Below are 25,630 nucleotides of genomic sequence, written 5' to 3'. Positions count from 1 at the left end.
TTAGTTTTCAAATAAAGGGCAGGAGATTTTCTCCTGCTTTTTTATTGTATATATATTATAGTAATCAATTTTTACTTGAAAAAATCCTATTTTTTTAAAATGCATAGAAAGTTACCTTTGGTATCAATTACCTATTTAACCTAAAATGAATATTAAAACAATTATGTGTTGTTGTTGCCTTTATATACAGGTGATGACAACTATGGCACAGGAGAGTCCAATTCCTTATGAAGTGCTTCCACTCCGGAGTTTGAGTGAATTTGAACCTACAGGTAGCAATTGGCAAATAGTCCAAGATGTATTCTACGACCTAGATGGGGGGAAGTCCAAAATCGCAAATGGTACCGGTATTTTGTTAAACACCTTGGCAAAGGAAGGCAATCAAGCTATCAAGTCTTCTTTTGAGCATGGCGATATTGAGTTGGAACTTGATTTCATGATGCCTAAAGGAAGTAACTCGGGCATATACCTTCAGGGTAGGTATGAAATTCAGCTGTTTGATTCTTGGGCAAAAGAAAATCCGACCTTCACAGATGCAGGTGCTATCTATCAAAGATGGGATGCAGGAAGAGAAAGAGGAAGGGAAGGATATGAAGGGCACCCACCTCTGGTAAATGTAAGTAGAGCACCTGGGCTTTGGCAATCGCTGAGAATTGTGTTTAGAGCGCCTCGCTTCGATTCTGAAGGAAATAAACTGGCTAACGCCAAGTTTGTTTCAGTTCACCAAAATGGTGTACTGGTTCAGAAAAATATAGAAGTCACCGGGCCTACGCAAGCTGCCTTTTTTGAAGATGAGCAGGCTGCCGGTCCTTTGGTCATCCAGGGGGATCATGGTGGAGTAGCTCTAAGAAATATCCGATATAAAACCTATGGCCCGGAAGAAGTGACGCTGAAGGATATGAAGCTCACGTATTATGACAGCATCAAGACAATCAATGATTTTGCGAAAGCTAAGCCAAAGGGAACTATGGCAATTGATGTCTTGGCTCATTTGGCTCCGGCCACCAGAAATGAGTTTTCCGGAACTGTAGAGGGAACGTTGACCGTGCCAAGTGCCGGCGAATATTTCTTTAACCTAAATCTAGCCTGGGTGCCGGATGACACGCCTCCGGGGCGTATAAACGGAGCAGGAAAGCTTTTTATTGATGAAAAAGAAGTAGTATATGTAGACGGGGTTACAGGCAAAGCAAACGGATCTGTTCAGTTGACTTCAGGTGTACATAAAATCAAATTGAATTATTTCAAAACATTTGGTCACTGGTATGCTCCGAGCAATGATATCACACTTACTGTTGAAGGTAAAGGAATAGCTAAAACAGCACTTAATGTTCCGCTTAGAGCTGACGATCCGGTAGGTCAGATAGCTGTGAAAGTTAAGGATAAGGCAGAGACGCAACGTGGATTTATCATGCATCAAGGGGAGAAGAGAACACATACGATGGCTGTGGGTGAACCCGGTGGCGCTAATTATGCCATTGATCTGAATAGTGGAGAGTTGTTGAGTGTGTGGAGAGGGGATTTTGTGGAAACTACTCCTATGTGGTATGGTAGAGGAGAGACTCAACTGATGTTGCCAATGGGAAATGTGATTGAATTCACCGGTAAGCCTAGTTTATCTGCCTTGGCCTCGAAAGATGCAGCATGGCCTGATAAAATTGATGGCTTCACCTACGAAGGCTATGAATTGAAAAAAGACGGAGTCCCAATCATAAACTATGAAATGAAGGGTGTGGGTATTCGTGAGACTTTTGATACCCGGGATTCCGGGAAAAAATTGGTTCATACGCTTAACCTAACCACTGATGGCGACATTCTGCAAATCTACTGTTTGGTAGCTCAGGGATCCACCATCGATAAACTGCCCAACGGGCTTTATGCCATAGATGACAAATCCTACTACATTGAATTGGAAGGGAAAGAATCTCCTATTGTCAGAAATTCACCGGATGGTTCTAAAGAACTGATTCTGCCCGTTAAGTGGAAAGACAGAATGGGTGTAGTTACTTATTCAATTGTTTGGTAATAAATAGGAAGCAGCATGAAAAATCTAATGAAACGTACGAGTATAAGAGGATTTGCTTTTGCTTTGACTTGCCTATTTATCGGACAAGCTGAATTGAAAGCACAAGATAAGGCACCCATAATGGTGCCTGAGACTGAGGATGATTTTTACAAATTGATTTCTTTGCCTGTTCCCGAAGATGTTATTTTGGAAGTGGGAGGAATGGCTACTTTGCCTGACGGTAGTTTGGCTATATGTACCCGAAGAGGGGAAGTATGGATAGTTTCCAGTCCGAATATTTCAGGGAGTGAAAAACCTGTCTATAAGAAATTTGCCACCGGCCTACACGAACCTTTGGGACTTGCCTATAAGGACGGTGACATCTATGTGACACAAAGAAGTGAGTTGACTCGCTTACGTGATACTGATGGCGACGGACAAGCTGATGTCTACGAGAAAATTTACTCTTGGCCACTGTCGGGCAATTATCATGAATATTCTTATGGGCCTACGTTTCTTCCAAACGGAAATATGCTCGTGACACTTAACGTGGGCTGGAGCAATAGCCTTGGGCATGGTGTAAGTTTAGTTCCCTGGAGAGGATGGGCATTGGAAATTACCCCGGAAGGTGAAATGATTCCTTTTGCGGCTGGTATGCGCTCTCCTGCGGGATACGGAATGAATGCTGAAGGGGATTATTTCTACACCGAAAATCAAGGTGATTGGGTTGGATCCGGTAGAATCACCCATGTTGAAAAAGGCGACTTTGTAGGAAATGCTGAGAGTTTGGAGTGGTCAGATTTACCGGGATCTCCTGTGTCACTGAACAAAGAAGATATCCCCAACACCGGTGAGCCATTATATGATGTGGCCAAGCGGGTTCCCGGATTGAAAGCACCTGCGATATGGTTGCCACATGGGATTTTGGGGATTTCTACTTCGGGATTTTTGAATGATAATACGGAAGGAGGATTTGGTCCTTTTGCCAATCAGGTTTTTGTAGGTGATCAAGGACAAAGTAATATTGCACGGGTTGATTTTGAGAAAATAGACGGCGTTTATCAAGGAGTAGTATTCCCTTTTAGAGAGGGGTTTTCTTCAGGTATTTTGAGAATGGTCTGGGGTAATGATGCTTCCATGTTTGTAGGAATGACTAGTCGCGGTTGGTCTTCTACAGGCAAAGAATTGTTCAGCTTGCAACGCTTGGTATGGACAGGAAGGATCCCTTTTGAAATGAAGACAATCAAGTCTAAGCCTGATGGATTTGAGATCGAGTTTACAGAGCCTGTGAATAAGGAATTGGCTGAAGATCCTTCTTCCTATCAAGTGACGGGATTTACTTACAAATATCAGGCTGCCTATGGAAGTCCTGTAATCAACAACGAATCCTGCAAGGTAATTGGAGTGGTGGTTTCTGAAGACGGTATGAAAGCGCGGTTAGTGCTTGATAATTTACGTCTGGGCTATATCCATGAGATCAAAGCAGAAGGAGTACAGTCCACTGAAGGAAAACCGCTTTTACATAATGTAGGCTATTATACGTTGAATAATTTCGGAGCCGGAGAAAAAGTGGATACTGCTCCGTTCAAAGCCCGACATGATCACGAAATGATGATGAAAGCTGCAGCTGACAGTGTGGCAAAAGCACAGGCAGATGCCGAAGCGAAAGCTCAGGCTGCGGCAGAAAAGAAGCAGGCCGCAGCAAATAAACCTGCAACTACCAAAATGGGTAAGCATGTGACAACTATGCCAGCTGACTGGAACGGCAAAGCCGATGTAACGATCAACATGGGGACTAAACCAGGCTTGAAGTTTGATCCTGCCCAAGTTCAGTTAAAAGCAGGCAGCAAGGTCAAATTAGTCTTTCAAAATGTAGATGATATGCTTCACAACTTAGTCATCGTAATGCCGGGAACTGCGATAGAGGTAGGAGAGCAGGCGATGAAATTAGGTTTGGAAGGCCAGCAGAAGGATTATATTCCCAATACGGCCAAGGTTCTTGTTCATACCAAATTGCTACAACCGAGTGAATCAAATACCATTTACTTTATTGCTCCGACTGAGCCCGGAGAATATACCTATGTGTGTACTGTACCGGGACATTTCTATACCATGCAGGGAATATTGAAAGTGGTAAAGTAATATAGACCGAAGCTCGAGGACAGATGACCGAAGCGGCCTCATTTTTAGAGTTTGGCTAATTCGGGCTTGCTGATACACATAAATGAAAAAGCGCAGATCAAGAGAGCTGCGCTTTTTTAATTTCAAATTTAAGATCTCAAATTTGAAATTTTTCTTCACTTCTGAATCTGATAGTGCCTCAGTGGCTTTTCGCCCATTAAGTGCTCAATGAAATAGTCCCAACGCTTTTTGGTAAAATAGTCTCCGTCTGTTCTGCCAAAGTTGTGATTTCTGCTTGGCCAAATAAATAAATCAAAATCCTTTCCTGCATTGATCAATGCCTCTGCAAACTTGAATGTGGCCGATGGGTTGACGTTTTCGTCTATTCCTCCATGTGCCAACAGCAGGTGTCCTTTTAGATTTGAGGCATTGGTGACGTTGGACTGCTCATGGTAGAAATCCCCAACAGGATAACCCATGTACATCTCAGGCCACCAGGCTTTTTCCATTCTGTGATCATGGTCTCCTGCTGAAGCCACACCTACCTTATAGAAATCCGGGTGTAGCAGCATCGCTCTTCCCGCATCATATCCTCCCGCTGAATGACCAAATATTCCCACTTTGTCTACATTCATAAATTTGTTTTTCGCAGCAAGCTCTTTGATGGCAAGGACATGGTCTGTCGTGCCATCGCCCAGATTGCGATAGGACACGTCGTTGAAAGCTTTTCCTCTTCCTGAAGTTCCCAAACCGTCCACAGTGACCACTACAAATCCAAGCTCAGCCATAGGCTGCTGCAAGCCGACTAGCGCTGCCCGGAATGTTTTGGGAGTGATGTCTATATGAGGCCCGGAATAGGTGTAATCAATGATCGGGTATTTTTTTTCGGAGTTGAAGTCTGTAGGAAGATAGTAGATCCCGTAGAGAATGGTTTTGCCATCTTTTGCCATTGCGGTGAATTGCTTAGGGGATTGGTAGCCTTTTTTGAGTAGGTTGGAAATATCAGCCTTAGAAATTTCATGTTTAATTTTCCCCGTTTTCAATTCTCTTACCACAGAGACCGTAGGTTGATTCACCGTGGAATAGTTATCTACAAAATAGTCCTTTCCGCTGCTGTAACTGATGGAATGGAAAGCGTTTTCAGGAGTTAACAATTCAAGTCCTGAGCCGTCAAACTTCACTTTATATACAAAGGAGTAATACGGATTCACATCACTTTCCTTACCGGAAGCTTCGAAATAAACGATGCTGTTTTCTTCGTCAACCGAAAGTATATTTTTCACTACATAATCTCCTGAGGTGATCCGGTTTACTAACGTCCCCTTCTTCCAATCCATTAAATAGAGCTGATTCCATCCCGATTTCTCTGTGCCTAGGATGAACTGTCCGTTTTTCAGTCTACGGAATATATTGTTGTTATTGACATGTGTGGGAGAGGATTCGGAATAGACTTTTCGGATTTCTTTGGTGGAAGCATTGATTTCTATAAGGTCAAAACTTTTGAATCCTCTTTGCAGGTATGTTCCGTAGAGATTTTCGCTTTCAGTATCCCAGCTTAGATTCATCCCGATAAAATGTGGGAGTGAAAGCCCCGGGAATTTTGTTTCTTTTTTGCTCTCCAGTTCAAATAGTACCGGGGTGTACATTACCACCGTGGTGTCTCCCGGTGATCCCCGGTAGTAGCCCATCAGTTGGGGGCGAAATTTATCATCCTGACTATTGTCCAATAGCAGCATTTTCCCGGCCAAGCGTAGATCTACTATCTGAGTTTGGATTTGTTTGGAGTCGGGTGACCAGTTGATGCTCAGGTGCTCAGGCCTTTCACCGTTTTCGCCAAGAATCATATCTGACCAACCCCAAAATGAAGCGTACTCATAGTCTTTCTCTCCGTCATAGCTCAATTGCATTTCTTCACCGGTTTCCAAATTCTCTACGAAAAGGTTGAAGTTTTTGACAAAGGCCTTCCAGTTGCCATCAGGGGAAATGGATACAGACCTGTCTCTAGCATATGGTGATTTTCTCTTTGATTCCAGATTTCCGTTGCTGTACGTCCAGCTTTTGTTCTCCCAGTCAAACACTATTGATCCGTCCCCCTCAATTTTGATGTGATTGAAAGGCAAGTTTTCGTGATCAATTTTCTCTCCACTCTTTTCACTAAGTAAGCCGGCTAATGCTTCATGGTCAAATGCCTCATTAGTCTCTCCCTTTTCAATAACAGTGAGAAAAAACCGTTTACCGTCTTTGGTATAGGTTTGGTGCCAGAAGCTTTTATTATCCTCCATCCAATTCGGAATTACATCCAAATGATACACTTCCCGCTGTATGTTGTTACTTAGGAAATATTCAGCGTCGTGATAGGTGTTTTCTGTAATTTGACCAAAGGAATTTTGCCCAAAGAGAGTCAGGATAAAAATAAGGAGAGAAGTGTTTTTCAACGGATTGAAGAGATGCGAATTTGGCATAGTAAGGAGATGTGGATTGAGGAATCAAGATATCTTCAAAAACCAAAAGAAACACTTCAACAATTGACCAATAATGATCCTATTTTGTGAGTGGTAGCATTTATCCGGCAGTTTCGTAAGCTTTTTTTAACCAAGAAATAACTTCAGGAGTCAGATCCGATGCCTCGGCCAAATGAATTTTGTGGCTGCACATGCCGTTGGTCTTCGTGTCAATTTCCAGTATGCCTTCAGGAGGATGGCCTTTTAGATTAATACCAATTTCGTATCTGGTTTTAGTGGCAGGGATGAGCATCGCAAATTGTTTTTTACGTCTCACACTTACATAGGAATTCTTGGGGGCAAATTCCATATCTGATCCAAAAGCTTTGATTTCAGTACTCAGCTTTTCATAAATCGGCAAAAAATGTTCCTTGCCTTGATATTGCTTGGTGATCAGCTCATGAGTATCCTCAACGGATCCAGAATCCGATTTTAATGCTTTGTGAGCAATAAGATTAGCAAATCCGTGGGTGAAACCGTGTTCCGATTTTAGAAATTTCAGGATCTCCCCATGTTTTTTCAGATTTTCTTTTAGGACAATCGCAGTCCATTCATCGAGACTTTTACCTGTGTTTTTTTCCAGATTCTCGATCATCGTCTGTGTAGCTTGATCCATAGCGCTCTGATTGATTTTTTACTTACACCTTAATATAGATTTTTCTTTTGTCCATCCAAAGTCCTATCAGCCAGATCACAAGCATGTAGCTGAAGGCAAATAGGAAGGATGCCATTTTTGGAGCCAGCCAACTAGTGTAAAAATTGGTATAAATGAACCCCCGTAAGGTGGTTTCTCCCATTGGGATCATAGAAAGGGTTCTAATGACCAGCCCTGAGAGCACATAAAGGATTAACGGATTTCTACCGAAAACCTCGGAAAAATACGTCCAATTTTTCCAGTTTTTGATTTCAATCACTGCAATCAGTAAAGCGATTAAGAACAAATCAATGCCTGTAGTGAGCAATACGTAAGAGCTTGTCCAGATTTTTTTGTTTATAGGGAATAAGATGTCCCAAGCGTAGCTCACGACGATCAGGGCTAGCCCAATGGCGAGCAGTTTTTTGACAGTCTCTAGGGTATTGCCCAACTTTTGTATCATTTTTCCTGCCAGATAGCCAGCGATTACATTAACGATGGCGGGCAGGGTACTTAAGATCCCTTCAGGATCAAAGGGGATCCCTTCACCTCCGTACATTCTTTCCGGGCCTATGAGTGCCAAGTCCAATTTGATGGCAGCATTGCCTGTAAGACCATATGGATCGGCTGAATCACCGAAGAAATACATGATGGCCCAATAGCCGAAAAGGGCGATTCCACTAAAAATCCAGCCTAATTTGATGCCTCCATAAAAGAGGATGATTGATGCGAAGAAGTAACATAGTGCGATGCGTTGCAATACACCAAATAGCCTAACCTCAGTTAGATCGATAAAACTATAAGCTCCAGTTTCTGAGATGTCATAAAATGGAAAAGCATTGAGCAGCCATCCGATAAGAAATATCAGCACTGTTCTTTTTCCGACTTTTTTAAAGAATTCTTTGTCGGACATAAGCTGAAGCTTTTTCATGGAGAAGCTCATGGCATTGCCGACAACGAATAAAAATGTAGGAAATACCAGATCAGTGGGGGTGAAGCCATGCCATTTTGCATGAGCTAAGGGAGCAAACAAATTACTCCAATCACCTGCAGTGTTTACTACGATCATAAATGCTACTGTCAAGCCGCGAAGCACATCCAGAGCTAGGTATCTATTGCTTATACCCGGTGAAATAGAATTTGGAACCATCTTAAGGTTGGGGAAATAGTGATAAAAGAATGGGTTTTTCGGTGCGGTTAAGATAAAATATTATCTTGTTCTAAACTTGGAATTTCACTTTTTATCTATTCAAAATCACAAAACTTATGAAATCGAGCATGACTCAGGTGTTACAGAGGCGTAAATGCCAAATAAGCGAGATTCCCTAGCCTGCCCCGACTATTCTGGGTGGCCATTGAAAAACAAATTATAAACACATGAAAAATATTTCAATAAGTGACTTTAAGGTGACTACTGCAATTTCCCTCAAAGACCTACCTACCTCGATAGATCTGGAAGCATCCGAAAAAAAGAAGGCGAAGGCACTGAATAAATTGAGAGAGAAGCTTAGTGAGCATCAGGATATTATGTATGCCCATAATAAATATTCAGTACTAATTTGTCTCCAGGGGATGGATACTGCAGGCAAGGACAGTCTAATTCGGGAGGTTTTCAAGGAATTCAATCCACGAGGGGTGGTGGTTCACAGTTTTAAGACCCCATCTACCCTTGAGCTACAGCATGATTACCTTTGGCGGCATATCATTGCCCTTCCCCAGCGGGGGAAATACGGGGTTTTCAACAGAACCCATTACGAAAATGTACTGGTGACTAGGGTACATCCATCCTATATTCTGAGCGAAAATATACCCGGAATCAATTCGCTAGACGATATCAAAGAGGAGTTCTGGGAAAAACGTTTTGAACAGATCAACAATTTCGAAAAGCAGATCAGTGAAAATGGTACTATTATCTTAAAATTCTATTTGCATCTGGGCAAAGAGGAACAAAGACAGCGATTACTCCGAAGACTGAATAAAGCAAAACATAATTGGAAGTTTTCTCCCGGAGATCTAAAGGAACGGGAAAAATGGGAAGAATATCAGAAGCACTATGAGGAGGCGATAAACAAAACCTCCAAAGCACACGCACCATGGTATGTAATTCCGTCTGACAATAAGGAAGCTGCCCGCATACTGGTGGCCAAAGTAATCCTGGAACAAATGCAGCAGCTCGAGGATATCCGTGAACCTGAATTGGACGACAAAGTCAAGCAGAATATTGAACTATATAAAGAGATTCTCAGCCAGGAAAAGAATTGATAAAGAAGATTTTATATCTCTTACCGATATTGCCCGCCATAGGGATACCGAGCGCAGCGACTACATCCTGCAAAATTGGATGCGTAATCGCAGCACCATTGAATTCATTGGCTTGTGGGAGCAATTCAATAACCCCAATTTTAATTCCATCGAATTCGATGGAATTAAAAATATGGCGGGTTCAAACAGCTTCTCCCTAACACCCAAACGACGGATTGAGACAACCAATGCCATTGGTATTGTTTCTAAAACAGGCAGGTATGGCGGCACTTTTGCCCATCGGGATATTGCTTTTGAATTTGCTACCTGGCTAAGTACAGAATTTAAGTTTTACCTGATAAAAGAATTTCAACGCTTAAAAACCGATGAAAGTAACCACCTTCAATTGGAATGGAACTTACAGCGAACCATTTCCAAAATAAATTATCGTATTCATACAGATGCAATCAAAGAAAACCTGATTCCAAATGAAATTACTCGACAACAGGCAAACTTGGTGTATGCGAATGAAGCAGATTTATTGAACGTTGCTCTGTTTGGCATTACCGCCGCAACATGGCTGGGAAGCCAACCCTGAAAAAAGCGGAAATATCAGGGATTATACCAATTTAGAACAATTGGTTGTATTGAGTAATATGGAAGGTATTAACGCCTTACTTATTCAACAAGGCTTACTGCAAGGCGAAAGACTTGTTCATTTAAACAAAGTTGCCATTGCGCAAATGAAATCGTTGGTTGAAAGCAGGGCAATGAAAAAATTGAAATGATGAAAAAAATTTTTAAGGAAATTATAGAAGAAACTTTCAATAGTAAAGAAACTTGAGATTATTATTCAGGAGAAAGTTCCCTTTTTTTCCTATGAAATCAGAAGGAGAGAGTAAGGAATTCATTCAGTTATCAGGTAAAGCTGAAGGTTTTCTTTATAATCAGACTGACGAAACAGGAAATCGTTCAACTCATGCGGTTTCTGATTTTTTATTTACTGAAAATCACCTCATCCACAAATACCCAACCTTTGCTTCCTGCATCCGGGTGCCATTTTGGTAGGCGGGGGAGCGGGGTTACTATGATCTTTAGCTTTTCATAGTTCGTGTCTTCCAATTCAAATGACAGCAATTCTGACCTTGCAGGCAATGGATTGGAAGATACCGCCGGAGAGTCACTTGCCAGTTCCTTCCATTTCCCGTTTTCCAGTCCATGAATAACCACAGTAGAAGGAGGGAAAATATGTGCCGCTTCGCTATAAAGTAGGCTGATGGAGAGTTCTCGGGGTTTATTGTTTTCTTCAAAACCAACTTCCAAAACCATTGGGTTATCCTGAAAACCCAGCCATTTTTGACCATGATTTGATGCCTGGCCTTTTTCCAGATCAAAAAGTGTAGCCACACCGGAAGCCTTATATTTAGAATTTGGTTCATATACCAGCTTAAATCCAACAGGCTTGATTCCGGAATGCATAAAAACAGCTTCGGCCACCTTTGAGCCTTTCCAACCCTCAGCAAACGCTTGTGCCCTGATTTTTCCTGTTTTTTTGACAAAAAGAGGATTGGTGTAAACAGGGCTTGTGATGCTGTCCGGTTCTGTGCCGTCAAGTGTATAGCGAAGTTCAACAGTTTTGATAGGATGGGAAAGCGTTAATTCCAAGCTGTCCTGATAAATCACATCCGCTTGGGATATAGCAGGGCTGTTCAATTCGTAGATTATTCCCTTTCCATCAAAGCCAAAGAACAGTTCGGTAGAAGGAAGTGATTTTTGGATAGTTTCCCGGTCCTGATTTCCCAATCCTGTTTGCCATAGATAGAGCTTTTTCAAAGACTTCATTTTACTGAGATTTTGAAGGGAGGCATTGTCAATTGTATTACCTGAAAGTGCAAGTGTTTTAAGTGTTTTGAGTTCAGAAATCACTTTCAACTGATCAGCACTTAAGCCAGTGAAATTCAGTTGTAATTCTTCCAAATGCTTGAAATCAGTTAAAAACTTAAGGTCTACTCCGGCCAAAGGCATTTTATTCAGACTAAACCGGACGATTTGATCTTTTATGATTTTCAGCTCTGCAAGTGATTTTGGAGGAAAAGCTGAAATCCCAAAATAGGAAACTTCCAAGGCAGGGGATTCCGGGAAAAGAGTTTTTACAGATCGAAATGAGGTATTTAACTCTTCAACATCTCCAGGATCTGCCGCCCCGAATGAATGGATCTTATCTGCTGCGAATTTTAATGATGCCAATTGGTACAACTCATTTGCTGCTGGAAGATCAACGAGTTTCTGATCGAAACTAGCTCCAGACGCAACCCACTCACTTAAGATCAAAAACTCTTCATCAGTTAACTGAGCTTTGTTTTTCGGCGGCATGTGTTTCTTGTCGTCTTCAGGAAGGTTGATCCGCTGGATTAAAAGTGATTTTTCAAAATCTCCTCCAACTGCAAAAGGGCCTGATTTTCCGCCTTTTTGCAAGTCTTCGATATGATCCATTCGCAGTTCTCCCTTTATTTTTCCTTCTTTGTGGCAGCTGATACATTTTGCCTGCAAAATAGGCTGAACAACATCCCTGAAAATTTCGGCTTCAGCCAATGGAATTACCTCTATCTCAGTGGATCTGACCGGAGCCAAAAGAAAATCTTCTCCATGCGTCAGTCCTGCTCCCCAATGCCCTGTGAGCAGGATTGCTATTGCTAAAGCCAGGCTGCATAGGCGAATGAAATTTACTTTGATGGTTCTGAAAAAATAGAGTAGTACACAACCTCCGAAAACCAACAAGCCTCCCCATTTATGCCAGATTAGAATCTCTCCTGTGTATTCTTCCTGTGCCAAAATCAGCCCTGCTATCACTGTGATTCCTGCAAAATTACAGCCTATGAGAAAGCTGATTTCTCCTGTTTCTTTAATCTCGGGCTTTTTCTCAATTCCGGGAATCCAGAAAAAAAGCAAGCCCATTAAGAGCAATACGATGGGGAAATGCAGTAAAATGGGATGGCTTCTGCCAATTACCTGAAGCCATTCAGGTAGAACCAGCGAATTTCCCGCTAGGGTCATGATTAGGGTAAGACCAATCCAAATAAAAAGGGTGCTTTCCAGTATGGATCTAATAGAAGAACTCTTTGGCATATAGATTCTAAGCAATTAAGTCTTTTACTACTTTGCCGGAGACATCTGTCAGTCTATACCTTCGTCCAAGATGCTTGTAGGTCATACGCTCGTGATCGATTCCCATCAGGTGAAGGACAGTGGCCTGAAAATCATGCACATGGACAGGGTTTTCTGTGATGTTGTAGCCAAATTCATCCGTCTCACCATAGACCAATCCGGACTTCACACCGCCACCGGCCATCCAGATAGAAAATGCGCGGGGATGATGGTCACGGCCGTAATTGTCCACCAAGATTTTACCTTGACAGTAATTTGTTCTTCCAAATTCCCCTCCCCAGATCACCAAGGTCTCGTCCAGCAAACCTCTTTGCTTCAGATCTGTAATGAGTGCTGCGGAAGCCTGATCTACATCTTCTGCCTGAAGCCGCATTTCATTGGGTAAATTGCCATGCTGATCCCAGCCCTGATGATAGAGCTGAACAAACCGAACGCCGCTTTCCGATAGTTTTCTGGCCAAGAGGCAATTGGCAGCATAGGTGCCCGGAACCAGACAGTCCGGTCCGTAAAGTTTGATGATACTTTCCGGTTCCTTGGAAATATCTGTCATTTCCGGAACAGCAGTTTGCATCCGGTAAGCCATTTCATACTGCTGTACTTTGGCAGTGATTTCAGGATCATTGAACTGCTGCATGCTCAAGTCATTCATTGCAGCGATCTGATCGATCATTTTTCTACGTTCGGAACGACTCATGGAATCGGGATCCTTGAGATAGAGTACAGGATCTTCAGAGTTGGAAAACTGCACCCCCTGGTGGGTTGCATCCAAGAATCCATTACTCCATAGTTTGGAGTAAACTCCCTGTCCATTTCCACGTCCACGACTTAATAAAACCGAAAATGCCGGAAGGTTACTGTTTTCACTCCCCAGGCCATAGCTCAGCCAAGATCCCATACTAGGCCGATTGCCTACTTGTGCCCCTGTCTGGAAGAATGTCAGTGCAGGGTCATGGTTGATAGCATCGGTATGCATGGATTTTACGATGCAGATATCATCCACAATCCCGGCAGTATGCGGAAATACTTCGGATATCCAAGCTCTTGACTCTCCGTATTGATCAAATTTATAATTGGAACCCACCAAGGGGAAAGAGGATTGACCTGAGGTCATGCCGGTAAGGCGCTGGTTACCACGGATGGACTCAGGGAGCTCTTCTCCCATCCGCTTATTCAAGAGAGGTTTGTAATCAAATGATTCCAGCTGGCTGGGGGCTCCATTTTGGAAGAGGTAGATAACCCGTTTGGCCTTCGGCGCAAAATGTGGAAGGGCACTCATCATGGCTTCTTCCGCTTCAGCTTTTCCCGATAAGAGGTCAGGAACCAATAATGACCCCAAGGCTAGGCTACCCACTCCGAGACTAAGCCGGGATAGAAATTTCCTCCGGTTGTGATTAAGCCCTTCTTCCAATAGTTCCTTTTCCATATCAGCTTTTGGTAATGGTTTCTTCCAGATTATAAATACTCACGATTACTTGCATGAGTGCGGCAGTTTCAGGAATGATAGCAGACTCCTCCAGTGGGAACTCGCCCACATTTAAAGTGGGGAAAATCTGATCAGGATTTTTGCTAAATCGTTCTAATTGGTCTCTGTAGTAGGAGAGCAGGATCGACTTTTCTTCCTTGCTCATATCCCGGCAAACAATTCGCTTGAATGCCGTAGTAATGGCTTTTTCTCCGTTTTTGTTTTCACCCCACATGTTGCCGGCTAAGACACGCGAAGCTTCCAAAATCATCGGATCATTCATCATCACCAATGCCTGTAGTGGGGTGTTTGTTCTGTTTCTCCCTATTTCGCATCGATCCCTGTTGCTGGAATCAAATATCATTGCCTTGGGAGGAGGGACAGTTAACTTGATGAAATTGTATAAACCTCTGCGATACAATTTGTCGCCCTTGTCCTGAATATACGTAGCTAAAACTCCCCGTCCTGAAGTCGCTGCCTCCCAGATTCCTTCAGGCATATAGGGTTTGACACTTGGACCACCGAGTTTTCTGACTAATAACCCACTACTAGCCAACACCAGATCCTGGATGTTTTCCGCAGGAAGCCTTAAACGGGGAGCTCTAGCTAAGTAGAGATTTTCCGGATCCGTATTGAGATGTTTGTCTGTGATTACGGAAGACTGTTTGTAGGTTGCAGAGCTTAGAATTTGCTTCATCAGACGCTTGATGTCCCAGCCATTTTCCATAAAGTCCACTGCCAGCCAGTCCAATAGTTCCGGATGGGTGGGGAGATCACCTTGCATCCCAAAATCTCCCGCCGATTTTACTATACCCTGACCGAAAATCTCTTGCCACATCAGATTTACAAAAACTCTTGCTGTTAACGGGTTTTCTCTGGAAGTAATCCACTGTGCAAGACCCAGACGGTTCTTCTCCAAGACTGCAGGGAACTCCATGATTGATGATGGAGTGGAGGGCTCAACTTCTACCGTCGGTGCATCATAGACACCCCGATCAAGGATATAGGTTGGTCTCTTTTTATCCAGTTCTCCCATCACAGAAACACTTAATTTGGTGGTGTCATCATGGTTGATAAAACTCATGATTCCGGACAGATCTTCCTGATCAACCCAGAGAATTGGGGTTTTGGCAGGTTTAGACTGCGAGACATCCCCTTGATATCCTGTTTCAGGAGTATTGTTGAAGAAGGCAAATAGCTCAAAATATTCCTTCTGGGAGAAAGGATCATACTTATGGTCATGGCATTGTGCGCATTCCATGGTGATCCCTAACAGCCCTTTGCTTACCGTGTTGGTTTTGTCCAGTACGTATTCTATTCTATACTCCTCATCGATCACTCCACCTTCCTCTGTGTATTTATGATTTCTATTGAAGGCAGTTGCCAGAATTTGCTCTTTGCTTGCATCCGGCAAAAGATCACCTGCAAGCTGCCAGGTGACAAATTGATCATAGGGCATGTTTTCATTGAATGCATGGATTACCCAATCGCGGTAAGGCCACTGTGTCCGGATATTATCATCCTGATAGCCGTAGCTATCGGAATATCTGGAAATATCCATCCAGAGAATTGCCATTTTCTCACCAAAACCAGGGTCTTCCAATAGTCCATCGAGTAAATCTTCATAAGACAGTTCACCTTTGAAATCTCCAAACTTATCCAAAAGCTCCAGGCTTGGAGGTAATCCTGTCAAATCAAGACTTGCACGCTTGATCAACTCATATGGCTTGGCTTCCGGATTAGGCAAGAGTCCTTTCTCCTGCATTTTCTTAAGCGTAAACCGGTCTAGTTCATTGATAGTCCAGTCAGTTTCTTCAGGCAATTTCGTTCGTTCTGCTTTTACAAAAGCCCAGTGAGGCTCATAATTAGCTCCCTGTTCAATCCACTTTTTGATCAGTTGAATTTCCGATTCGGATAGGGCCAAATTGGACTCCGGCGGAGGCATCAGTTCTCCGGGATCTTCGGAGGTGATTCTATGATAAACAGCAGATTCTGCCGGATTTCCAGGTTTGATTACAAATTGACTTGCATCATCTTTCAACGCAGCAAATGCTCCTGCTTCCGTATCAAGGCGAAGTTCAGCTTCTCGTTTATTGGCATCCGGACCGTGACAGACAAAGCATTTATCAGAGAGAATAGGTCGGATATGGAAGTTGTAGCTGATCTGCTCTGTATCGGATAAGTATATATCACCCTCTTGTTGCCTGGAGCAACCAAAGGCTAACAAGCAAAAGCCACATATAATACAGTATTTCAGGAGGGTAGAAGCTAGCATTTTGGGTTGAAGGAAAATTTATCGATCTCAAACTAGCTATAATTTGAATTAAAGGCATCCCGAAGCCCAAATTTTTATTCTGATTTTTTGATGTAAGGGGAAGGACTTAGTTGAAATATTTGATAATGGCTGATTATTATTGCATCTTAAAAAAACACTTTTATTGGTCAGAGGTAAAAATTCAGTGGGATTATTCATATAAAAACTGTCTGATAGGATAGCTTTTATATGAATGAATAGGAATACTTTGGAGAAGTTCGGCTTCTCGTTTATTGGCATCCCGGACCGTGGCAGACAAAGGGTTTGTCAGAGAGAATAGGTCGGATATGGAAGTTGTAGCTGATCTGCTCGATATCCGCTAATTGGACATCTTTATGCTGAGGAGAAGTACAACTGCTAAGGGCTAAAATGGCTGAGAACAAATGCTTTGGTGGAATTTGACAAATTCAGATATTTGGTTAATTCGAAATTCAAACTATCAAAAATTAATCTAATTGCGGTGCGGAATTAATCTATTTTTGAATCAAAAACAGGATGAAAAAAAAGGCAGTGTCACTTTTTGCTTTATTCGCCATGTTGACACTGCTTCTTTCCTGTAAAGCGTATAGAAATCCTGCTAATCTAAAGCCTAACTATGCGATCGAATGCCCCGGATTGGGCGATACACTGCCGGGACTTCAAAACCTTTTTCTTGGAGATCAAATCAAAGTAGTAGGAACAAACAACCAAGTGAGCAAGCTGATTTATTGCGGAATAGAGCAAGGATATCTGGTTATAGGAGGAAGGATGATGGTAACGAGCTAGATTGTGTTCTGATCCCACTCAGTGACATTAAGTTTATCAATGTCAAACGGACAAGTGCTGCGGCTACCACAGTTTTAGTGGTGGGATTATCCGCGGCTGTGACTCTAGGCGTGATCTATGTGAATTTATCAACTCTTATTGGACTCATAGTCCCTGATAGTTAGTTAGGATTTGATAACGCTAAAAAATTGTCAGTCATGCAGCATAAGGTTGTTATTTTTTCATCAAAACACATCTATCATTTGTCCCATTATTAATTAATCACAGAGGTAACCAGTATTATGAGGCATAACTACTTAGATAAATACCGGATGGCTTTGACAAAATTTCTTCCTGACCACTTTATCCTTTGATTTTTATTCTGTCTGACTGCCATCTAAAAATAACTGTGAAATTCAGATCCATACTCCACCTAAACCAAAAAAAGCTGTCCGTATGGGCAGCTTTTTTTATTAATGTATATATTTTGAATTATCCCTTTATCACCGAGAAATCAAAATCCTCCAGAAACTTGGTAGTAAAGTTTCCTTCCTTGAATTGTTCATTTTCTAACAAGGCGATATGGAATGGGATTGTGGTTTTAATGCCATCGATTACAAATTCTTCCAAAGCACGCTTCATTCGTACGATCACTTCTTCTCTGGATTGGCCGCTGACAATCAGCTTGGCTATCATGGAATCGTAATTGGGAGGAATTACATAACCTGCATATACGTGTGAATCTATTCTCACGCCCCGTCCTCCGGGAATATGAAGGTTCTGGATCTTGCCGGGACTAGGTCTGAAACCGTGGGCAGGATCTTCTGCATTGATTCTACACTCCATAGCGAAGAGCTTAGGATAGTAGTTTCTACCGGAAATCAATTCACCTGCGGCAACTTTGATTTGTTCTTTGATTAAGTCAAAGTCTGTTACTTCCTCAGTGATGGGGTGCTCTACCTGGATCCGGGTATTCATTTCCATGAAGAAGAAATTGCGATGCTTATCTACAAGAAATTCCACTGTTCCGGCACCTTCATAGCCAATGGCTTCGGCTCCTTTGATGGCAGCTTTTCCCATGGCTTCACGCAGCTCATCAGTGATGAATGGGGATGGGGTTTCTTCCACCAATTTCTGATGCCTCCTTTGTATAGAGCAATCCCGCTCTGAAAGATGACAGGCTTTTCCGGTTCTATCTCCAATGATCTGAATTTCTATATGGCGAGGCTCTTCAACATATTTTTCAAGATATAAACCATCGTTGCCAAAAGCAGCACCTGATTCCATTCTCGCATCGTCCCAAGCTTTTTTGAATCCGGCTTCCTCTTTTACTATCCTCATCCCACGACCACCGCCTCCGGCGGTTGCTTTCAGAATGACTGGATATCCCATTTCATTTGCAAGCTTGACACCTTGCTCCATGGAGGTCAAGATTCCCTCAGAGCCCGGAATAGTAGGTACTCCTGCCGCTTTCATGGTTGCTTTGGCAGTAGCCTTGTCACCCATTTGGTTGATCATTTCTGCACTGGCACCGATAAATTTGATTCCGTATTCTTCACAGATTTTTGAGAATTCTGCATTTTCGGAAAGAAATCCATACCCTGGATGTATAGCATCTGCGTTGGTAATTTCGGCAGCGGCGATGATTCTGGGGATGTTTAGGTATGATTCACGACTGGGAGCAGGACCTATGCAGACTGCCTCATCAGCAAACCTCACATGCAAACTATCCTTATCCGCAGTAGAGTAAACTGCCACAGTCTCTATCCCCATCTCCTTACAAGTACGGATGATCCTTAAGGCAATCTCGCCTCTGTTGGCGATTAGTATTTTTTTAAACACAGCTATTTGTTTTTGATGAAAAAATTAACCTGCCGGATCTACAAGGAATAATGGCTGATCATATTCTACAGGCGTAGAATTGCTCACCAAGATCTTGACGATTTTACCGGAAATTTCAGATTCTATTTCGTTGAAGAGTTTCATAGCTTCAATGATACAAACGGTGTCGCCGGTTTTGATAGAATCTCCCACAGCTACAAACGGATCTGCATCCGGGCTGGAAGTAAGGTAGAAAGTTCCGATCATAGGTGATTTGATCTCTACTAAGTTGGAGGGGGCTGGTTCAGTGGGAGCTGCCGGTGCAGCCGTAGGTACTGGAGCAGGAGCAGGAGCCTGAGTCTGTGCGGGAGCAGGTGCAGGTGCCATTTCTACCATCCTAGGTGCAGAAGATTCTGCGTATTTCTTAATAGAAAGTTCAAATTCCTCAGTTTTGATTTTAACTTCCGCCAAACCAGAATTAGAGATATAATCGATCAACTCCTGAATCTCTTTTGCTTTCATAGGTCTATGTATTTATTAGAGGTGCCCAAAGGCATGATTATTTTAATGGGATATAAATGAATTAAGCTGTGTAATTTAATGAAATCACACAGCTTAATTAAGTTATTTTACTCTTTCTGAGTATGAACCATCCCTGGTGTCTACCTTGATCAAAATGTCTTGCTCTACGAAGAGCGGTACCATTACAGTGGCACCGGTTTCGACGGTGGCGGGTTTCAACGCATTTGTAGCCGTATCTCCCTTGATCCCGGGTTCGGTGTAAGTGATCATCAACTCCACGAACGGAGGCAGCTCCACGGCTAGCGGGGTTTCTGTTTCGTCATGGATCAAAATATCCACCAATTGACCGTCTTTTAGAAGATTGGCCCGTTCAATAAGCTTTTCTTCGATAGAAATCTGCTCAAAAGAGGTAGTGTCCATAAAGTTGTATCCCATGTCATCAGCATATAGAAACTGATGCGGTCTTTTCTCAACTCTAGCCGTTTCTACTTTCTCTCCTGCGCTGAACGTTTTGTCAAGCGTTTTCCCGGAAGTAATTCCCTTCATTTTTGTTCTGACAAAGGCAGGGCCTTTTCCCGGTTTGACATGCTGAAACTCAACGATGGAGTAGATGTCATTGTTCATTACCAGACAAAGTCCGTTTTTAAAATCTGCAGTACTAGCCATAGTATAATTATCGTATTATTTTCTTAATCAACTTATTTGGGATCGTATGCCCACTTAAGGAAAATGGCCCCCCAAGTAAATCCGCCTCCAAATGCTGCAAGGACTAAGTTGTCTCCTTTTTTCAGTTGGCTTTCATAGTCCCAAAGACAAAGAGGTATAGTAGCGGCTGTCGTGTTACCATATTTTTCGATGTTCATCATCACTTTGTCCGAACCTATTCCCATACGGTTGGCGGTAGCATTAATGATTCGAAGATTTGCCTGATGGGGAACAAGCCAAGCGACGTCCTCACCCGTCAAGCCGTTTTTTTCCATAATTTCCGCACTTACATCGGCCATATTGGTCACCGCAAACTTGAATACTGTAGAGCCTTCCTGGTAAGCATAGTGTTCCGAAGCATCTACTGTTTCATGCGTGGCAGGTCGCCGGCTTCCGCCGGCTTTCATATGCAGGTATGGAGCACCTGATCCGTCTGATTTAAGAATGGCGTCTACGATGCCCAGATCTTCGGTAGTAGGCTCAAGCATTACTGCTCCAGCACCATCCCCAAATAGGATACATGTAGCTCTATCCGTATAATCAACAATAGAAGACATTTTATCGGCTCCTACAATGATTACCTTCTTATGAGTGCCCGTTTGGATGAATTGGCTTCCCATCTGTAGGGCATACAAAAAACCGGAGCAGGCTGCTCCGATATCGAAACTGTAACTGTTTTTAGCACCTACTATATCTGCGATGATATTTGCCGTGGCAGGAAAAGGCATGTCGGGAGTAACTGTGGCGCATATAATCAAATCTACGTCCAGAGGATCCGTGCCTGTTTTTTCTAAAAGGCCTTTTACTGCTTCGGCTCCCATTACTGATGTGCCCTGGTCTTCTCCTTTTAGTATTCTTCTTTCTTTTATTCCAGTTCTTGAGACGATCCACTCGTCGTTTGTTTCTACAAGCTTCTCAAGTTCTTTATTAGTCAACCTGTATTCCGGAACGTAACCTTCTATTCCGGTGATCATGGCTCTGAGTTTGTCCATTATGCTGGGTTTAAGCTGAGACGATCAAATTAAAATCATCTCTAACTGTTTGTTATGGATGTGTTCTATCCTGTAAGGAAGGCAAAAATATTACAATTGTCATTCTCTACCAAAAGAAATCCATCAATGAAAAGTAATGGCCTTGACAACAAGCGGTTTGGATCGGGGCTGAAAACAAAAAATCCATCCGCAACTAACGAATGGATTCTTGTAAAATTCAGCTGACTGATTAAGCCAAGATTTCTTTTTCGATGATAACTTGTCCTTTGTAGTACAATTTACCGTCCAACCAGAACGCTCTGTGTGGCAAGTGCATTTCACCTGTGGTAGGACATTTAGCCAAGCCCGGAGCTTCTAATTTGTAATGAGTTCTTCTTTTATCTCTTCTGGTTTTCGAAATTTTTCGTTTAGGATGTGCCATTTTATGTGTGGTTTATGATTATTCCTTGTTTTTTAACTTTTTTAAAAGATCCCACCTAGGATCAACTGCTTCATTATTATCTTCATCGGATCCTGAATCATCTCCGTTGTCGTCAGAATTCTGCCCGTCTATATAGGCATATATTCCTTCCCCTTCGTAATCTTCATCATCCATTTCGTTTCTGTAATCAGGGTGAATTTTCTTCAATGGCAAAGCCAATAGAATAAATTCGTAAATCAGCTGAGCCACATTGACTTTCGGGGTATCCCTAGTAATCATAATGACCTTTTCGTCGATTTCTTTTTCTTCAGATCCATACTTATAGATCATCTTCTCATGAAAATCCAACGGCTGCTCAAATGGCTCCAAACTTCTATCGCAAGTAAGTATTACTTTCCCTGAGATATGAAAATCCATTTCAATTACATTTGGACCGATTTTCATAATGACCCGTGCGGTCAAATTTCCTTTTTTGACAAGTTCATTGTCCTCGAAGTGCTGGAAAAATGAATCTCCAATTTCGAAGTCAATTTCGTGTATGCCTTCGAGGAACTTAATGACCTCAATATCAAATGTTCTCCAGAATTTCACGATACCTCCTCTCGATTTAAGACCGCAAAAATAGTGAATTATTATAGAAGGATAAAAGAGATTTTGAAATATTCTTTGGTTGCATGTGATAAATCTCTCGTTTTCCTTCTTAATCCTCCGGTTCCTGCGGGTTGTGTTGTTGAATAATGTCTAATGCCAGAAAAATTGCGGCTCTCATCGAACCTTCATCGGCCGTATTTTTCCCTGCTATGTTATAAGCAGTGCCATGATCAGGCGATGTTCGGATTACGGGCAGGCCTGCGGTGAAGTTTACGCCTGTACTGAAGGCCATGGATTTGAACGGAACCAAACCCTGATCATGATACATGGCAAGAATCCCGTCAAATTTTGTTTGATGTGCCATTCCAAAGAATCCATCAGCAGGGTAGGGGCCAAAGGTCATTTTGTTTTGATCCTTCAGTGCATGAATGGCCGGTTTGATGATTTGCTCTTCCTCTTCGCCCAGTAGTCCGTCTTCACCGGCATGTGGATTCAGTCCTAAGATTGCGATTTTTGGCTTATTGATCCCGAAATCATTTTCCAGACTGTTCAGAAGAATAGTTGCTTTTTGTATTATCCGTTCTTGCGTGACATTTTCGGCCACTTTAGCCAAAGGCACATGACCTGTGACCAATCCCACCCGCAATTGTTCGGATACCATCAGCATCAGGCTTTCTTTTGCGCCTACTTCATTGGTGATGAATTCAGTGTGCCCTACGAAGTGAAAGGTGTCAGAGTTTACGTTGTTTTTATTAAGCGGGGCCGTCACCAAAGCTTGAATTTTTCCTTCTTTCAGGTCATTTACCGCCATTTTCAGCGTATCTAAAGCGAATTTTCCGGCTTCCTGGGTTTCTACTCCGGGAATCACCTCAGGACATTCGTCCGTAACATTGATTACATTAATTCGCTTATGCTGGATCTCATCAATATTTTTGATCTGCGCAAAGTTAAAATCTTCCAGTCCCAGTTGTTTCCTATAGAAAGTCAGCACCTTACCGTGTCCATAGATCAGCGGGGTAAAGGACTTGTAAGTTCTATTGTCCAGCAAAGCTTTCATGGTGACTTCGATGCCTATTCCATTAATGTCTCCAATACTGATTCCGATAATGGGTTTGATCTTACGTTGATGCATATAAGGATGGATGTTGGATTTACTGTTTGAGTTGGTATTGCTAGCGCATCTAAGCTAGTCCTTTAGAATTATTGTCTTAATTTTGGTTGCAATTTATAAAAATTTATCTGAGCTAACCGATGGAAAAGGTCAAAGCCAAGAAACACTTGGGACAGCATTTTTTGACCGATTTGAGTATTGCGGAGCAAATAGCGCAAGCGGTCAAAGGATATAATGGAGTAAGCAAAGTCTTGGAAATCGGGCCTGGCATGGGGGTTCTTACGGATTTTCTTTTGAAGGAGGACCTTGATTTACACCTTGTTGATATTGACAGGGAATCTATTGCTTACCTGCATAAGAAATACCCTGAATTGGGGGACAAAATCATTGAAGGGGATTTTCTGAAAATGAATCTTTCCGAATCATTTCCCGGCAAGTTTGCCATAGCCGGTAATTTCCCCTACAATATTTCTTCACAGATTTTCTTCAAAGTACTGGATGTAAAAGACCAAGTGACTGAAGTGGTCTGTATGCTACAAAAGGAAGTTGCAGAACGGATTGCTTCGCCGAAAGGAAATAAGGACTACGGAATATTGTCTGTGCTTCTACAAGCATATTACGATATAGAATATTTGTTTACTGTGCCTCCGCACGTCTTCGATCCACCTCCCAAAGTCAATTCGGGAGTAATTAGATTGACCAGAAATAAGACAGAAAAATTGGATTGTAATGAAAAACTATTTAAACAGGTAGTTAAAGCGGGTTTTGGCAACCGTAGAAAAACACTTAGAAATTGTCTTAAACCCTTTAGTCTTCCTGCTGACTTTAATTCAAATCCTATTTTGGATTTACGTGCTGAGCAATTAGACGTTGCTGATTTCATATTTCTCACCCAAACAATCGAAGCTTCCCGTGGAAATCATTAAGCAGTTTGAACTTTCGAAAGAATACCTAGAAAGTCTCCGTAAGTCGATTGATTCACAGGATTTTAAATTTATTCAGGAGTCACTGGATGGAGTGAATGTGGCGGATATTGCGGCCCTGTTGGATGAGCTTTCCATGGAGGAAGCCATCTATGTTTTGCGGGTGCTGGATGCGCAATTTGCAGCGGATATTATTATCGAGTTGGAAGCCACAAATCAGCATAAAGTCCTCAAGGAACTGGATATTCAGGAAATGGCTAACCTGATTGAGTTGATGGATTCTGATGATGGAGCAGATATACTCAATCTCTTTTTGGAAAGAGAGCGGGAGGATATCATCAGCCATTTTCAGGATAAGATAAAGTCTGACCAGATTCTCGAACTCCTGCGTTATGATGAAGATACGGCAGGGGGGATTATGGCGAAAGAGTACATCCGTGCAAATAAAAACTGGAATGTTGTTCAGACTATTAACGAGATTCGGCGCCAGGCAGAAAATGTAAGTAAGATCTATTCCATTTTTGTAGTAAATAATAGGCAGCAACTAATGGGGATCGTTTCGCTGAAGCGAATTGTTTTGGCCTCTGATGAAACGAAGATCGAGGATATCTATGAGGAAGAAGTAATCTCTGTGCCCACCTATATGGATCAGGAGGAAGTGGCTGAGGTCATGCGTAAGTATGATTTGGAATCACTTCCTGTGGTCAACAGTAAGAATAAGCTGGTAGGGAGAATCACCGTGGATGATATCTTGGATGTAATCCGGGAAGAAGCCGAGGAAGACATCCAGGCCATGACAGGTATTTCGGATACAGTGGATGAGTATGATAGTGTGATCAAGCTTTCCAAAGCTAGATTGCCTTGGCTGCTGATAGGTATTTGTGGAGGCTTGCTAGGTGCCGGGTTTATTGGTTTTTTTGAGGAAGGGCTTAGTAAAGTGACAGCATTGGCCTTCTTTATCCCTCTGATCACAGCGACCGGCGGAAACGTGGGAATTCAAACTTCTTCGATTGTGGTCCAGTCTCTTGCCAGCAAATCTATTTTTGATGATTCTTTAGCCAAGAGATTTTTAAAAGTATTGTTGGTAGCAATGCTAAACGGATTGATCTTAGCCACATTTGTTTTTGGTGTGGTTGTGTTATTTTACAAAACCGAAGTCTCGTTTGCGATGGTGGTATCAATAGCCCTGTTTTCAGTTGTCTTACTTGCTTCCTTTATGGGAACTATTACTCCGATTATACTTGACAAGCTTGGGATCAACCCTGCATTGGCTTCAGGGCCGTTTATTACCACAGCAAATGACCTGATCGGGTTAGCTGTTTATTTTTTGGTTGCCATGTCTTTACTAAATATTTAATTC

Annotated in this window: 19 protein-coding genes and 1 pseudogene; 7 read left to right on the top strand and 13 right to left on the bottom strand. The window is 42.3% G+C overall.

Annotated elements, in window-relative coordinates:
* Positions 1–202 precede the first annotated feature (202 nt).
* Together ID165_RS10130 and ID165_RS10125 are read left to right on the top strand one after the other, a co-directional pair.
* Positions 203–2,023 (top strand): DUF1080 domain-containing protein, encoded by a 1,821-nt coding sequence (locus ID165_RS10130; protein WP_192350223.1) that lies wholly within the window; start codon positions 203–205, stop codon positions 2,021–2,023.
* Positions 2,024–2,038: 15 nt separating this feature from the next.
* Positions 2,039–4,144, top strand: coding sequence for a plastocyanin/azurin family copper-binding protein (locus ID165_RS10125; RefSeq protein WP_192350222.1), 2,106 nt, complete (start codon positions 2,039–2,041; stop codon positions 4,142–4,144).
* A gap of 155 nt (positions 4,145–4,299) precedes the next feature.
* Here the strand turns inward: ID165_RS10125 and ID165_RS10120 are convergent, their stop codons facing one another.
* The 3 genes from ID165_RS10120 to ID165_RS10110 form a co-directional block, all read right to left on the bottom strand.
* Positions 4,300–6,585 (bottom strand): DPP IV N-terminal domain-containing protein, encoded by a 2,286-nt coding sequence (locus ID165_RS10120; protein ID WP_192350221.1) that lies wholly within the window; start codon positions 6,583–6,585, stop codon positions 4,300–4,302.
* A gap of 100 nt (positions 6,586–6,685) precedes the next feature.
* Positions 6,686–7,240 (bottom strand): DUF4287 domain-containing protein, encoded by a 555-nt coding sequence (locus tag ID165_RS10115; protein ID WP_192350220.1) that lies wholly within the window; start codon positions 7,238–7,240, stop codon positions 6,686–6,688.
* Positions 7,241–7,262: 22 nt separating this feature from the next.
* Positions 7,263–8,408 carry an acyltransferase family protein gene (locus ID165_RS10110; RefSeq protein WP_192350219.1) on the bottom strand — a complete coding sequence of 382 codons (1,146 nt, stop codon included), beginning with the start codon at positions 8,406–8,408 and terminating at the stop codon, positions 7,263–7,265.
* Positions 8,409–8,635: 227 nt separating this feature from the next.
* On the opposite strand from ID165_RS10110, the gene ID165_RS10105 reads away from it, so the two are divergent.
* Together ID165_RS10105 and ID165_RS10100 are read left to right on the top strand one after the other, a co-directional pair.
* Entirely contained in the window at positions 8,636–9,520 is an 885-nt protein-coding gene (locus ID165_RS10105; protein WP_192350218.1) for a PPK2 family polyphosphate kinase, read from the top strand.
* Positions 9,477–10,287 (top strand): annotated as a pseudogene (locus tag ID165_RS10100) (KilA-N domain-containing protein). Before ID165_RS10105 ends, ID165_RS10100 begins: the two are co-directional and overlap by 44 nt.
* Positions 10,288–10,495: 208 nt before the next feature.
* Here ID165_RS10100 and ID165_RS10095 read toward each other — a convergent pair.
* From ID165_RS10095 to ID165_RS10085, 3 genes are all read right to left on the bottom strand, one after another.
* A complete protein-coding gene (locus tag ID165_RS10095) occupies positions 10,496–12,553 on the bottom strand; it encodes a c-type cytochrome domain-containing protein (RefSeq protein WP_192350217.1) in 2,058 nt (685 codons plus the stop codon).
* Between the two features lie 79 nt (positions 12,554–12,632).
* Positions 12,633–14,087: a DUF1501 domain-containing protein gene (locus tag ID165_RS10090; RefSeq protein WP_192350216.1), complete on the bottom strand. Its 1,455-nt coding sequence runs from the start codon at positions 14,085–14,087 to the stop codon at positions 12,633–12,635.
* A 1-nt stretch (position 14,088) separates the two neighbouring features.
* Positions 14,089–16,401, bottom strand: coding sequence for a PSD1 and planctomycete cytochrome C domain-containing protein (locus tag ID165_RS10085; RefSeq protein WP_192350215.1), 2,313 nt, complete (start codon positions 16,399–16,401; stop codon positions 14,089–14,091).
* Between the two features lie 534 nt (positions 16,402–16,935).
* On the opposite strand from ID165_RS10085, the gene ID165_RS10080 reads away from it, so the two are divergent.
* Positions 16,936–17,205, top strand: coding sequence for a hypothetical protein (locus ID165_RS10080; RefSeq protein ID WP_192350214.1), 270 nt, complete (start codon positions 16,936–16,938; stop codon positions 17,203–17,205).
* 471 nt (positions 17,206–17,676) lie between these two features.
* Here the strand turns inward: ID165_RS10080 and accC are convergent, their stop codons facing one another.
* The 7 genes from accC to pdxA form a co-directional block, all read right to left on the bottom strand.
* Positions 17,677–19,026 carry an acetyl-CoA carboxylase biotin carboxylase subunit gene (accC, locus tag ID165_RS10075; protein WP_192350213.1) on the bottom strand — a complete coding sequence of 450 codons (1,350 nt, stop codon included), beginning with the start codon at positions 19,024–19,026 and terminating at the stop codon, positions 17,677–17,679.
* Positions 19,027–19,050: 24 nt separating this feature from the next.
* A complete protein-coding gene (accB, locus tag ID165_RS10070; RefSeq protein WP_192350212.1) occupies positions 19,051–19,527 on the bottom strand; it encodes an acetyl-CoA carboxylase biotin carboxyl carrier protein in 477 nt (158 codons plus the stop codon).
* Positions 19,528–19,629: 102 nt separating this feature from the next.
* Complete coding sequence (efp, locus tag ID165_RS10065) at positions 19,630–20,193, bottom strand: elongation factor P (protein WP_192350211.1); 564 nt, start codon at positions 20,191–20,193, stop codon at positions 19,630–19,632.
* Between the two features lie 32 nt (positions 20,194–20,225).
* The gene (locus ID165_RS10060) at positions 20,226–21,224 is read right to left on the bottom strand and encodes a beta-ketoacyl-ACP synthase III (RefSeq protein ID WP_192350210.1); all 999 of its coding nucleotides are present in this window, start codon (positions 21,222–21,224) and stop codon (positions 20,226–20,228) included.
* 229 nt (positions 21,225–21,453) lie between these two features.
* Entirely contained in the window at positions 21,454–21,645 is a 192-nt protein-coding gene (gene rpmF, locus ID165_RS10055; RefSeq protein WP_057938136.1) for a 50S ribosomal protein L32, read from the bottom strand.
* A gap of 18 nt (positions 21,646–21,663) precedes the next feature.
* Positions 21,664–22,236 carry a DUF177 domain-containing protein gene (locus tag ID165_RS10050; protein ID WP_192350209.1) on the bottom strand — a complete coding sequence of 191 codons (573 nt, stop codon included), beginning with the start codon at positions 22,234–22,236 and terminating at the stop codon, positions 21,664–21,666.
* A 109-nt stretch (positions 22,237–22,345) separates the two neighbouring features.
* Positions 22,346–23,368 (bottom strand): 4-hydroxythreonine-4-phosphate dehydrogenase PdxA, encoded by a 1,023-nt coding sequence (gene pdxA, locus ID165_RS10045; protein WP_192350208.1) that lies wholly within the window; start codon positions 23,366–23,368, stop codon positions 22,346–22,348.
* A gap of 119 nt (positions 23,369–23,487) precedes the next feature.
* On the opposite strand from pdxA, the gene rsmA reads away from it, so the two are divergent.
* Together rsmA and mgtE are read left to right on the top strand one after the other, a co-directional pair.
* A complete protein-coding gene (gene rsmA / locus ID165_RS10040) occupies positions 23,488–24,273 on the top strand; it encodes a 16S rRNA (adenine(1518)-N(6)/adenine(1519)-N(6))-dimethyltransferase RsmA (RefSeq protein ID WP_192350207.1) in 786 nt (261 codons plus the stop codon).
* Entirely contained in the window at positions 24,260–25,627 is a 1,368-nt protein-coding gene (gene mgtE, locus ID165_RS10035; protein WP_192350206.1) for a magnesium transporter, read from the top strand. Before rsmA ends, mgtE begins: the two co-directional genes overlap by 14 nt.
* Positions 25,628–25,630: the final 3 nt, after the last annotated feature.

The sequence above is a fragment of the Algoriphagus sp. Y33 genome (genome assembly GCF_014838715.1).
Classification (GTDB): domain Bacteria; phylum Bacteroidota; class Bacteroidia; order Cytophagales; family Cyclobacteriaceae; genus Algoriphagus.
This window is presented reverse-complemented; position numbering and strand designations above follow the sequence as displayed.